This is a genomic window from Ornithinimicrobium faecis, assembly GCF_023923225.1.
GTDB lineage: Bacteria > Actinomycetota > Actinomycetes > Actinomycetales > Dermatophilaceae > Ornithinicoccus > Ornithinicoccus faecis.
In genome coordinates this window covers 722,090-735,044 of the sequence record NZ_CP099489.1, presented here as the reverse complement: position 1 = coordinate 735,044, position 12,955 = coordinate 722,090, and the positions used below count along the sequence as shown (strand labels likewise).

The following is a 12,955-nucleotide window of genomic DNA, read 5'->3' as shown; positions in this document are numbered from 1 at the left end:
GTGCGTCATCGGCGTTGCCACATCGGGGCTCCAGCACGCGACACGCCACAACGATGGCCGCACGGTGCACGACACGCCGGGAGCAGGTGCAGATTCAGAGCCGGCGCAGATTCAGTGCAGGTCGCCGCGCAGCCAGAGTTTGGCGCAGGCCTGCAGGTCCGTCGCGGTCTCCTGCAGGCGGGCGGCACGTCGCAGCTGCTCGGAGCGGGAGGACTCACCGTCGTCCTCGTGCAGCACAGCCAGGCCGGTCGCCGTCACATGGCAGAAGGCGGCCGCCCGCTCCAGGGCCACGTCGAGGTCGCCCTCATAGACACCGCTGAGGATCTGGTGGGTGAGCTCGCGCAGGTCCTCCGGTCGCGGCGGCTCAACGACGCCCGAGATCACCCGATAGACCTCGGCACGGGACGCGCCCGCGGTGAAGGCCTCGGCCACCACCTCGGGCGCGCGCTGCACCCACTCGTCGAGGACATAGAGCCGCCACAGGGCACCAGGCAGCGTGCGTGCGGGGCGGGCGGACCACACCTCGGCGAGCGTCTGCAGACCGACGGTGCGGGGCAGGTCCATCAGGCGCTGGAGCAACTCGGGGTCGTCGCTGGCTCGGCCGCGGTCCACCAGGACGGCGGCGCTGCGGTGGGCCATCTCTGCCGCCTCGAGCTGGTCGGGGGCCGGGGTGGTGGCGTCGATCGAGTCGGGCGGCAGGGGGATCGGTTTGTGGAACCTCACGGGCCCCAGCGTACGCGGCGACCGCTCAGCGACCAGCAATCCACCGGGCCCGACGGCCCGATCAACCCTGGGTCGCTCACTCGACAGCGGTCAGCACGATCACCGAGTGGCCCGGCAGGATGAGCGTCTCCCCTTCGGCCCGGGCACCACCGAACTGTGCAGCCGTATGCCGAGTGCCTGGCTCCCCCTGCAGGCTCACCTCGGCGGGGTCACCAGAGAGGTTGGCCATCACCTGGACCCGCCCGCGGGTCAGCACCAGCACGGCGTCCTCGCGCCTCAGGGAGGAGTCCGTCAGCGGGGTCTCCACCAGGTCTGGAAGATCGCGGCGCAGGCCCAGCAGCGTGCGGTGCCACTCGAGCAACTCGGCGTGCGGCCCCTGCGAGACCTCGGACCAGTTGAGTCGGGAGGCTGCCACGGTCCCCTCGTCCTGCGGGTCCGGGACCTGCGCCGCCCACCCGTGCTCGGCAAACTCGCGCGCGCGGCCGGTGCGGATGCCCTCGACCAGCTCGGGCTCGGAGTGGTCCGTGAAGAACTGCCACGGCGTGCTCGCTCCCCACTCTTCGCCCATGAACAACATCGGGGTGTAGGGCGCGGTCAACAGCAACGCCGCGCCGATCGCGGCCTGCCCGGGAGTCAGGCTGTGGCACAGGCGATCTCCGGTCGCGCGGTTGCCGACCTGGTCATGAGTCTGGAGGGAGGCGACGAACCGCCACGGGGGTGTTGTCTCCAGGTCGACCGGCCGCCCGTGTCCGCGACCGCGGAAGCTCGAGTACGTGCCGTCGTGGAAGAACGGGGTGCGGGTCAGCACCTTGCCCAGGGCCTCGGGGTCGGCAAAGTCGGCGTAATAGCCCTGGGCCTCGCCCGTCAACGCCACGTGCAGCGCGTGGTGGATGTCGTCGGCCCACTGCCCCGTCAGCCCCAACCCACCGGCTCCGCCCAGCCCGCGCGGGCTGACGGTCGCGGGGTCGTTGCGGTCGGACTCGGCGATCAGGCTGCGGGGCACCCCGGTCTGCTCGGCCACCTCGTCGGCCACCGTCGCCAGCGACTCCAGGATGTGCTCCGCGCGCTCATCGTGCAGCGCGTGCACAGCGTCGAGGCGCAGCCCGTCGAGGTGGAAGTCCTCCAGCCACATCCGGGCGTTGTCCAGCACAAACCGGCGCACCTCGTCGCTGCCCGGCCCATCCAGGTTGACCGCCGATCCCCACGGTGTCTGGTGCCGGTCGGTGAAGTAGGGCCCGAACTGCGCCAGATAGTTGCCGCTCGGCCCGAGGTGGTTGTAGACGACATCAAGGCACACGGCCAGACCCCGCTGGTGCGCCGCGTCGACAAACGCCTGCAGGGCGCTGGGCCCTCCATAGGGCTCGTGCACCGCGAACAGCGCCACCCCGTCATAACCCCAGCCATGCCGTCCGGGGAAGGCCGCGACCGGCAGCAGTGAGACCATCGTGACGCCGAGGTCGGCCAGGTGGTCGAGGTGCTCGATCGCCGCCCCGAGCGTGCCCGCCTCCGTGAACGTCCCGATGTGGAGCTCATAGAGCACCGCCCCGCGCAGTTCCCGTCCGGTCCAGTCTGCGTCACCCCACTCGTATGCCGTGAGGTCGAGCAGGGCGGAGGCCTCGTGGACCCCGTCGGGCTGGGACAGCGAGCGCGGGTCGGGCCGCGGGTCGCCACCGTCGATGCGGAAGGCATAGCGGCCGTCGTCGTCGGGCTCGATCGGCGCGACCCACCAGCCCGGCCGGTCCCCTGGCGTCATCCGGCGCGCTCGGTGGGGGTCAGATGTCGCCACACCATGCGCTCGGTCGAGGTGACCGACCACCACGTGGACGCGGCCGGCGTCGGGTGCCCACACGGCATACTGCCTCTGTTGCTGGGATGTCGTTGGCTGGGACGGCTCCTGGCTCACGGGGCCGATGATGCCAGACTCAGCCCTCGCCGCCGATGTCGACGGCATAGGCCTCATAGACCAGGTCGCCACCGCGCTGCCGGTGCCGCACCAGTTGACCGATCAGGTGGGTGCCGCTCTCCCGCAGACGCTCCAGATCAGCGTCGTCCGCGCCCTCGGTGAAATCGCTCAGGCACGCCTCGATGGCCGCCCGCAGCCCCGTGTGCTCGGCCACCAACGACTCAGCCGTCGCGGCGAGGCGGGGCTGCGCCGACCGGGCGCTGTCATACAGGCCGCCGGGGCGCTCGGTGAGGTGGATGTGATCCTCGAAGTCGCGCGAGAGGTTGGCCAGCGCGACCGCGACCCGGGTGCGCCAGGCCGTGCCGCGGGCGATCGGGGAGGCCAGCGTGTCCTCCACGCGGCGCACGGCGTCGCGCAACTCGGCGCGGTGGGCGCGCACCTGCTTCAGATAGGCCCTGAAGCCCTCCGTCACGACGTCGTCGCTGGCCATCGGCCCTCTCCTGTCAACACACGCAGCTGCAGGCCTCCATCGTCCTACTCCCGGGCCAGGAGCGCTATGGGCAGTTCGGCGAAGATCGAGCCCGTGTCCACGGTGCCCTGGTGTCGAGCACCCGTGAGCCGGTCGACCCAGGCACCCGCTGGCAACTCGACGTCAGTGGCCGCGACAGTCCCCTCGGCATCCGGTTGACGCACCGCGAGCACGAGCACGTCGTCACCGCGCAGATAGCCGAGCACGTTGGCCCCAGTGTCCAGTGGCCTGAACCCAGCGGCGAACGAGCCCGGCCGCTCCGTGCGCAGTCGCAGCGTCGCGGCGGTGACCAGCAACTTCTCGTCGGAAAGGTCCTGTGGGGCTCCGCCGCCGTCCAGCCGGGCCAGGCGTTGCGTCCGCTCGGCGAAGTCGACGGTCCGGCGGTTGTCCGGGTCGACCAGGGACAGGTCGACCAGCTCGGCGCCCTGATAGGTGTCGGGCACGCCGGGGAGGGTGAGCTGGAGCAGCTTCTGGGCGAGGGTCACGGCGCGCACGCGGCGAGTGTTGTCGGTGACTGCCCGGGCGATGACCTCGCGCAACGGGCCGTCGGCGAGCGTCTCGCGTGCCAGGGACAGCACCCGCTCCTCATAGGCCTCGTCGACGGCGGTCCAGTGGGTGTGCTCCTTGCTCTCACGCATGGCCTTGACCAGATAGGACGTCAGGCGCTCCTCATCCAGCCCGAGGCTCGCCTGCTGGTCGCCGTCAGCCCCCACCACGGTCTGCCAGAGCAGGTGGGCCGTGGGGCCGTCCACGCCGTGCTCAGCTGCTGCCCGGCCGAACGCCTCGGAGCAGGCCCGCCAGGCGTCGGCGTCGGCCGCCACGGCCAGGATCCGGGCTCGCACGTCCTCGCTGCGCTTGGTGTCGTGGGTGGACAGCGTGGTCATCGACAGGGGCCAGTGCTCGACCTGGTGTTGCGCCCAGGCGATCAGGTCCTTCGTGCCCGGCTGTGCGGCGGGGTCTGCGCCGACCTCGTTGAGGGCGACGAGACGGTGCCAGCGATAGAACGCCGTGTCCTCGATGCCCTTGGCCATCACCGGCCCGGTGACCTGCTGGAAGCGCACGGCCAGGTCGCGGGCGGCCGCGGGGTCGGCGGTGCCGTCGGGGTGCAGGAGCACCTCACCGACGCGCTGCACGACCTCAGGCCGGTCACTGGCTCCGGCGGCCCGCTCGATCGCGCCGCGCAGGCGGGCCTGCGCCTCCGGGGCGGGTTCCTGCCCCGGTTGGACATAAGCGCGATAGACATCGACGGCCACCAGGAGCTCCCGCAGGGCGGCCGCGAGCGCGTCGGGCTCCTCATCGGGCAGGGCCTGCTGGGCCCGGCGACCGAGGCGGGCCGTCTCCGGCGTCAGCAGGGTGTCCACGGCGCCGCGCTTGGTGGCGTCGACCACGACGTCCAGTGAGGGTTCACCGCCCGTCGCGGCCCAGGTGGTGTCAATCGTCTCGATGGTGGCCTCCGGGACGAGCGCCTGCGCGAGCACCGCCTGGCCGTCATAGCCGGTCGTGCCGGCACACTCCCAGTTGCGCGGCAGTCGCTCGGAGTCCTCCAGGATCTTCTCGACCCAGATCGGCGTGCCGGGGCGACACTGACGGGTGAGTCGACGCAGATAGTCCTCCGGGTCGGCCAGCCCGTCGGGATGGTCGATGCGGAAGCCGTCGATGACGCCCGCGTGGTGCAGATCCAGCAGCAGCCGGTGGGTGTCCTCGAAGACGTCCGGCTCCTCGACGCGCACCGCGATCAGCGAGTCGACCTCAAAGAACCGGCGATAGTTCAGGGCTGCCTCCGCGTCCTGCCAGTGGGCGAGCAGATAGTGCTGCCGCTCCAGCACCTCGGCGACGTCTGCGCCGGGGTGCGCCTCGGCATACGGCGGTGTCGTGCCGCCGGCCACCGGACCAGCCGTGCCCTCGGCCACCGGGAGGACGTGCTCGTAGTAACGGATGACCGGCTGACCCGCGGCCAGCCCCTCGTCGGGGCGTCCGGTGTCGAGGGTGAGCTGCCCCTCCGCCAGCACCTGCTCCAGCGGCGCCCCGAGGATGGGCAGACCGACCCGGCTGCCGAGGGCGTCCCAGTCGATGTCGAACCAGTGCGCTGTCGTTGACTGACGGCCGCCTCGCAGCAGGGCCCAGACCTGGGCGTTGGCCCACTCCGGCGCCGTGAGCGCCATGTGGTTGGGGACGACGTCCACGATCACGCCGAGCCCGGCCTCGTGGCAGTCGGCGGCCAGGGCCTCGAGTCCCTCTCGGCCGCCCAACTCCGGGTCGATGGACCCGTGGTCCAGCACGTCATAACCGTGCTGGCTGCCAGGGACTGCTGTCAGGACCGGCGAGAGATAGACGTGGGAGACGCCGAGGCCCGCCAGGTAGGCAACCACCTGGCGGGCGTGCTCGAACGTGAACCCGGCGTGCAGCTGCAGCCGGTAGGTCGCGGTGACATCAGAGGGGCTCACGCCCCCGAGTCTGTCAGTCGCGGGTGTCAGTCGCGGCCGTGGACGGGGTCCAGCACCTCGAGGTTGTCGGCCATCTTGCTCGCGATCTCCGCCGCGCCGCCGACCTTGGCCTCACCGCGTGTGCCGGTCACGGTGACGCCGACCAGATAGTCGCCCTGGCGCACGATGGCAAAGCTGTGGTCCAGCCCGGTCCCTGACCCGGCCTGATAGAGCAGGTAGTCGTCATCACCCTCGTGCTCGGCCCACTCCAGCTGTTGCCAATCGCCTGCGGTGTCCCGGACACAGAAGGTCATGGTGTCATCGCGGAGGGCGTCACGCGCCGCAGTGCTGTCCTCCCAGCCGGTGACCACGATGTCGACCGAGTCCGCGTCCAGGTCGGTGCCGTCGCCCAGGTAATACATCCAGTTCTGCCCGGCCAGCGGCTCGACGTCGTCGGCACCCGTGTTGCACACCATGGCATCGAAGACCGGCACCATCCTGGGATAGTTCATCCCCATCCTCGGAGCGCCGAAGACGTCCAGATAGTCCACGCCGGTCGGCCGGGCGTCCGGGATCTGCCAGGCGTTCGGCAGGTCCGGGTTCTCCGGCAACATCCCGCCCTCAGGCAGCGGCGGTTGACTGTCCTGCCACGGCGGTGCTGCGTCGCCCTCGACCGCCGCCAGGTCGGCGGCACTGACCTGATCCCCGCCGAGGGCCTGGCCCGTGCCCAGGCTGGCCGGCTGTGCCGAGGCTGGCTCCGTGCTGCTCCCACCAGCAGCGGGGGTGAGCACGATCTCGGCGGTGTCGCCGGGTTCCTCCTCGCCGCCGACGAGTGTCGAGCCCCCGATCAGCGCGGTGCCGAGCGCCGCCACCGCAGCCCCGGTCACGAGTGCTCGTCGGCGCCGCGCGTGGCCTCCCTGCGCCAGGCTGGTGGTCTGTTCGTTCATGGTGTCCCCCTGTGTGTTCCTCATGTGTCCCCCTTAGTCGCGGCCGTGGACCGGGTCCAGGGCCTGCATGTTGTCTGCCGTCTTGCTCGCGATCTCCCCAGCAACCTCGGCGTTGATCTCCCCCTCGGTGTCGGTCACCGTGACCCCGATGAGGTAGTCCCCCTGCCGCACCACCGCGAACCCGAGGTGGCGTCCTCCAGCGGTCGCGCGATAGAGCAGGTAATCGTCATCGGCCATGTGCTCGCTCCAGTCGAGCCGCTGCCACTCGTCGTCCGTGTCCCGGACAAAGTTCATCAGCGTGTCGTCCCGGATGGCGTCGCGGGCTGCCCTGCTGTCGTCCCACCCCGTGACCTGGAGTTGAACGTTGCCGCCGGAGGAGCCGTTGTCCTCGTGATAGTAGAACCAGCTCTGCCCAGCCACCGGCGCCATGTCCTCCACCCCGGTGTTGCCGACCATGGCGCCCATCACCGGCATGGCCCTGCGGGTGATCAGGGCCTGTTGCGGCGCTCCGAAGCCTTCCAGATGGGCCACCCCGGTCGGGCGTGCATCCGGGATCTCCCAGGCGTTGCCCGAGTTGGCATCGTCCAGCCCACCCTCTGGCAGCGGTGGAGCCGTCTCCTGCCAGGGCGGGTCCTGGACCTGTCCAGGCTCCGCCTCGGCGGTTCGCCCATTCGCGTCTCCGGCAGTCTCGGTGTCAGCGCCAGCCTCCGGCGTGGGCTCGGCCTCCTCGGTCAGGGCCGCGAGCGGTGTCTCGGCCGGAGTCACGGTGCCCTCAACACCACCCGGGAGCAGACCGGGCAGCACCATCGCCGACCCACCGAGCAGCGCCGGGCCAAAGACGGCCACGACGGCTCCGGTCGTCAGCGCTCGGCGGCGCCGGATGCGGCCGGCCCGCTGGTGCACACCGTCGACCAGCGTCGCGTAGTCAAAGTCGGCAGCACCGACGGCTCGGCACAGCTGTGCGCTGATGCGGTCGTCGTCGCCTCGGCCTGGTGGGCCACTGAACTCAGGGTTCATTGCCAGACCTCCCTCAGTCCCGCCCGTGGTCCGGGTCGAGTGCCTCGAGGTTGTCCGCCTGCTTGCTGGCGATCTCGGTGGCGATCTCGGTCTCCGATCCGGTGTCAGAGCCGTCCCGGACGGTGACCGCAATCAGATAGTCACCCTGGCGCACGACCGCTGCATCCAGGCCCGGCTCCGTGCCCGGGAAGAGCAGGTAGTCCTCGTCGCCCTCGTGGCCGGGCCACGGCTCGACCTCGCCGGCCCGGTCATCCCAGACACACGAGGTGTAGTCGTCGTTCACCAGGCCGTCCAGGGCCGCGGCGCTGTCCTCCCAGCCGGTCACGTGGATGTCGATGCTCAGCCCGTCCATACCTTCCTCGTAGTACGTCACGCTCTGGCCGGCGAGCGGCTCCACCCCGCCTGCGTTGCCCGGGTCACAGGTCATCAGACCCATCACAGGCACAGTCCGTGGATAGTTCGAGAATGTCTGCGGCACCCCGAACCCCTCGAGCACGCTCACCCCGGTGGGCCGGGCGTCCGGGATCTCCCAGGCGTTGGGGAGGTCCTCATTCTCAGGCTCGGCACCACCCTCGGGCAGCGGCGGCTCCGCGTCCTGCCACGGCGGCGCGTCGGGTGTCTGCTCGCCCGTCTGCTCCGCCTGATCGGTCGGCTCCTGAGTCGTCTCCACCGCGACATCCGTCGATGCAGCGGGACCGACGACCGTGCCCTCATCACCCAGCATGTCGGGCAGCACCAGGGCGGCGCCCCCCACGAGCGCCGGCCCCAGCACAGCCACGGCGGCACCAGTGGCGATCGCCCGGCGGCGTCGGATGCGACCGGCCCGCCGGTGGACCCCACCCACCAGCGACTCGTAATCAAAGTCTGTATTGCCTAGCGCTCCGCGCAACATCGCCGAGATGTCGTCATCGGTGCGTCGGCTGTCATCGTGCTGGGCCATCAGCCAACCCCCTGATCCTGGTGTGCCGGCAGCAGCCGGCGGAGCGTCTTCATTGCGTTGTGCGCCGCGCTGCGCACGGCCTGCTCAGAGCAGTCGAGGGCCTGGGCGATCTGTGCATCAGGCAGGTCCTCATAAAAACGGAGCGCCATCACGGCCCGCTGCCGGTCCGGCAGCTGGCGCAACAGCCCCAGCACGGCATCTCGGTCAGTCACCTGCTGCGCGACCCCTGCGCCGACAGGTTGTGCCCGGTCTGCCGTGACCGCCTCGTGCGAGACGACCTCCGTGGTCCACTTGCGCCGCTTCTTGGAGATCAGCGTGTTGACCATGGTGCGCCGCACATAGGCGTCCACATTTTCTGCCCCGGAGACGCGTGACCACTTGGTGATCACCGTCGCCAGGGTGTCCTGGACGAGGTCCTCGGCATCCGGTTTGGACCCGGTCATGGCGTAGGCGAGGCCCACCAGCCGGGGCATGGCGCCCTCGACGTAGGCCTCGATCTCGCCCTGCTCGGCCGAGCGGCCGAAGAGTCTCATCCAGGTCTCCTGTTCCTCACACCCGCAATGACGCACGCACCAGGGGGAAATGTTGCACGCGCATCTGATCTATCCTCGGTGATGCCGTCCCCAAGGCCCAGCCGAGCAGGCTGGAAGTCCACAGCCGTGGCATGAGAGGTGAGCATGACCGCCCCACAGAACACAACCTCGCAGTTTCGCGCCCAGGCGCGCGAGCGCATCCTGATCCTTGACGGAGCATGGGGCTCCCTGCTGCAGCAGGTCGAGCTCGCCGAGGATGACTTCCGCTTCGAGGGCGCCGAGGAGGGCCGCACCTATCGCGGCAACTTCGACCTCCTCCAGCTGACCCGGCCCGACGTCGTGCAGGACGTGCACCGGCAGTATTTCGAGGCCGGCGCGGACATCACCACCACCAACACCTTCTCCTCGACCTCGATCGCCCAGGCCGACTACGGCACCCAGGCCCTGGTCCCCGAGCTGAACGCGACGGCGGCACGGTTGGCGCGCGAGGTGGCCGACGAGTTCACCGCGCGCGACGGCCGGCCTCGCTGGGTCGCCGGGGCGATGGGCCCCACCAACCGCACCGCCTCCCTGTCCCCCGACGTGGAGCGCCCGGAGTTCCGGGCCGTCACCTACGAGCAACTGCACGACGCGTATGCCGAGGCTGCCCGGGGGCTGCTGGCCGGCGGGGCCGACCTGCTCCTGATTGAGACGGTCTTTGACACCCTCAACGCCAAGGCCGCCCTGCGGGCGGTCGACACGGTCGGGCAGGAGCTGGGCCGGGCGGTCCCGGTCATGCTGTCCGGCACGATCACCGACGCCTCCGGCCGCACCCTGTCCGGCCAGACCCCCGAGGCGTTCATCGTCTCCACGGACCTGGAGACCGAGCACCTCGACCTGGTCTCGGTCGGTCTGAACTGTGCCCTCGGCCCGGCCGCGCTGCGCCCGCACCTGCGCGAGGTCTCCGGGTCGAGCGTGCGACTGGTCTCGGTGCACCCCAACGCCGGTCTGCCCAACGCCTTTGGTGGCTATGACGAGACGCCCGAGCAGATGGCCACGGTCCTCGGTGACTATGCCCGCGAGGGCATGGTCAACATCGTCGGCGGGTGCTGCGGCACGACGCCCGAGCACATCGTGGCCATCGCGGCCGCCGTCCGCGACGTGGCACCTCGGCACCCGAGCCAGCTGCCGGCATACTTGCGCCTGTCAGGTCTCGAGCCGTTCACGGCCACCCCGGAGACAAACTTCATCAATGTCGGCGAGCGCACCAACATCACCGGCTCACCCCGCTTCAAGCGGGCCGTCGCCGAGGGCGACTGGGACGCCGGCGTGCAGATCGCGCGGCAACAGGTCGAGGCCGGGGCGCAGCTGATCGACGTCAACCTCGACGAGGGCATGCTCGACGGGGTCGCGGCGATGACCAACTTCCTCAACCTGCTGGCGGGCGAGCCGGACATCTCGCGCGTGCCGGTCATGGTCGACTCCTCGCGGTGGGAGGTGCTCGAGGCCGGGCTGCGCTGTCTGCAGGGGCGCGGTGTCGTCAACAGCATCTCGCTCAAGGACGGCGAGGAGGAGTTCCTGCGCCGGGCGGCCATCGTGCGGCGCTATGGCGCGGCCGTCGTGGTGATGGCCTTCGACGAGACCGGCCAGGCCGACACCCTGGCGCGGCGGCAGGAGGTGTGCGGGCGGGCCTACCGGTTGCTGACCGAGCAGGCCGGCATCGCGCCGCAGGACATCATCTTCGACCCCAACGTGCTGACCGTCGCGACCGGCATGAGCGAGCACGACCTCTATGCCCGCGACTTCATCGAGTCGACCCGCTGGATCAAGGCCAACCTGCCTGGCGCCCTGGTCAGCGGCGGCATCAGCAACGTCTCGTTCAGTTTCCGCGGCAACAACACCGTGCGCGAGGCGATGCACGCGGTCTTCCTGTTCCACGCGATCGAGGCGGGCCTGGACATGGGCATCGTCAACGCGGGGATGCTCGGGATCTATGAGGAGATCGAGCCCGAGCTGCGCGAGGCCGTCGAGGACGTGATCCTGGCGCGGCGCGAGGATGCCGCCGACCGGTTGCTGGAGCTGGCCGAGCGTTACAAGGGCACCTCCACCGGCGGTGGGAGCGCCCCGGAGAAGGCTGCGTGGCGTGACGAGCCGGTCGCCGAGCGGTTGCGGCACGCGCTGGTGCACGGCATCTCCGACTTTGCCGTGGAGGACGCCGAGGAGGCCTATCAGGAGCTCGGCTCGGCGCTGCTGGTCATCGAGGGCCCCCTGATGGACGGCATGGATGTCGTGGGCGACCTGTTCGGCAGCGGTCAGATGTTCCTGCCGCAGGTGGTCAAGTCCGCGCGCGTGATGAAGCGGGCGGTGGCGCACCTGACGCCCTATCTGGAGGCCGCGGCCGCGGAGACGGGTGGCCACACCAAGGGCAAGATCCTGCTGGCCACGGTCAAGGGCGACGTGCACGACATCGGCAAGAACATCGTCGGGGTCGTGTTGTCCTGCAACGGATACGACGTGCGCGACCTGGGCGTGATGGTGCCTGCGGAGACCCTGCTGGACACCGCGACCGAGTGGGGCGCCGACATCGTCGGGGTGTCCGGGCTGATCACCCCGAGCCTGGACGAGATGGTCGGCGTCGCCACCGAGATGAGCCGGCGCGCGATGACCACCCCGCTGCTGATCGGCGGTGCCACCACCAGCACCGCGCACACGGCTGTCAAGATCGACCCGGCCTATCGCGGCACCGTGGCCCACGTCGCCGACGCCAGCCGTGCGGTGGGCGTGGCCGGGGACGCGATCAACCGAGAGTCCGAGCTGGCGGCCCGGGTCGAGAAGCAATTCACCGAGCTGCGCGAGCGGCACGGCGCCAAGAAGGTGACGCTGGTGGACCTCGCCACCGCCCGCGCGGACACCCGCGCCGTGGAGACGCCCGGACACTCCGCACCACGCCAGCTGGGTCGACACGTCGTCGAGCCGTCGCTGGAGGAGCTGGTCGAGATCATCGACTGGACCCCGTTCTTCTCTGCCTGGGAGCTGCGCGGCACCTATCCCAAGCTGCTCGACGACCCGCGCCAGGGCCAGCAGGCCCGCGCGCTCTTCGCCGACGGGCAGACGCTGCTGCACCGGATCCTCGAGGAGAAGCTGCTGACCCCGCGCGGTGTGGTCGCCCTGTGGCCGGCCCGCAGGCTCGGTCAGGACGACATCGAGATCACCGAGCCGGACGGCACCACGACCGTCCTGCACACGCTGCGCCAGCAGAAGCAGCGGTCCAACCGCTATGCCGCCCTGGCCGACTTCGTGGCCCCCGAGGGCGACCACATCGGCGGTTTCGCCGTCGGCATCCACGGGGCCCACGAGCTGGCGATGACCTTCAAGGAGGACCTGGACGACTATTCCGCGATCCTGGCCCAGGCCCTCTCCGACCGCCTGGCCGAGGCCTTCGCCGAGTGGCTGCACCGCCGGGTGCGCACGGACCTGTGGGGTTATGCCGCCGACGAGTCGCTCGAGGTCGCCGAGCTGATCAAGGAGCACTACGACGGCATCCGCCCGGCCCCGGGCTATCCCGCCCAGCCCGACCACACCGAGAAGCGCACGCTGTTCCGGTTGCTCGACGCGGACGAGGCCGGGATCGAGCTCACGGAGTCGTGCGCGATGACACCGACGTCGGCGGTGTCTGGTCTCTATCTCTCGCACCCTGAGGCGGTCTACTTTGCCGTGGGCAAACTCGCCCAGGACCAGGTCAAGGACTACGCAGCCCGCAAGTGCTGGAGCCTCGAGGAGGCTGAGCGCTGGCTCGCGCCCAACCTCGGCTACACGCCGTCATAACCCCACCAATTTTTGCAGGGGTTTCGCTGCCCGATTCCGTCTTTTTTCAGGGGTTTCGTAGCTCCCGCCGGTCTCGTGAGTGCACTCAACGCCCCTCCCGGGTCGCTACCCGCACTCACGAGTTCGTGGGCCCCGA

9 protein-coding genes are annotated in these 12,955 nt (G+C 70.3%); 1 reads left to right on the top strand and 8 read right to left on the bottom strand.

The genetic code is table 11. From position 1 onward, the window contains the following. Window positions 1–111 precede the first annotated feature (111 nt). From NF556_RS03320 to NF556_RS03285, 8 genes are all read right to left on the bottom strand, one after another. Entirely contained in the window at window positions 112–723 is a 612-nt protein-coding gene (locus tag NF556_RS03320) for a hypothetical protein (RefSeq protein WP_252594083.1), read from the bottom strand. 76 nt (window positions 724–799) lie between these two features. Then, window positions 800–2,626, bottom strand: a complete 1,827-nt coding sequence (treZ, locus tag NF556_RS03315) for a malto-oligosyltrehalose trehalohydrolase (RefSeq protein ID WP_252594082.1) — start codon at window positions 2,624–2,626, stop codon at window positions 800–802. Between the two features lie 19 nt (window positions 2,627–2,645). Continuing rightward, on the bottom strand, window positions 2,646–3,116 hold the full coding sequence (locus NF556_RS03310) for a hemerythrin domain-containing protein (RefSeq protein ID WP_252594081.1): 471 nt from the start codon (window positions 3,114–3,116) through the stop codon (window positions 2,646–2,648). A 44-nt stretch (window positions 3,117–3,160) separates the two neighbouring features. Continuing rightward, window positions 3,161–5,599 (bottom strand): malto-oligosyltrehalose synthase, encoded by a 2,439-nt coding sequence (gene treY, locus NF556_RS03305; protein ID WP_252594080.1) that lies wholly within the window; start codon window positions 5,597–5,599, stop codon window positions 3,161–3,163. A gap of 26 nt (window positions 5,600–5,625) precedes the next feature. Further along, window positions 5,626–6,525, bottom strand: a complete 900-nt coding sequence (locus NF556_RS03300) for a hypothetical protein (protein WP_252594079.1) — start codon at window positions 6,523–6,525, stop codon at window positions 5,626–5,628. A 33-nt stretch (window positions 6,526–6,558) separates the two neighbouring features. Then, on the bottom strand, window positions 6,559–7,542 hold the full coding sequence (locus NF556_RS03295; RefSeq protein ID WP_252594077.1) for a hypothetical protein: 984 nt from the start codon (window positions 7,540–7,542) through the stop codon (window positions 6,559–6,561). A gap of 13 nt (window positions 7,543–7,555) precedes the next feature. After that, window positions 7,556–8,482, bottom strand: a complete 927-nt coding sequence (locus tag NF556_RS03290; protein ID WP_252594076.1) for a hypothetical protein — start codon at window positions 8,480–8,482, stop codon at window positions 7,556–7,558. Next, on the bottom strand, window positions 8,482–9,015 hold the full coding sequence (locus tag NF556_RS03285; protein ID WP_252594075.1) for a SigE family RNA polymerase sigma factor: 534 nt from the start codon (window positions 9,013–9,015) through the stop codon (window positions 8,482–8,484). The genes NF556_RS03290 and NF556_RS03285 overlap by 1 nt, the downstream gene beginning before the upstream one ends. 144 nt (window positions 9,016–9,159) lie before the next feature. Here NF556_RS03285 and metH point away from each other — a divergent pair, with 144 nt between their 5' ends. Continuing rightward, window positions 9,160–12,819: a methionine synthase gene (metH, locus tag NF556_RS03280; RefSeq protein WP_252594073.1), complete on the top strand. Its 3,660-nt coding sequence runs from the start codon at window positions 9,160–9,162 to the stop codon at window positions 12,817–12,819. Window positions 12,820–12,955: the final 136 nt, after the last annotated feature.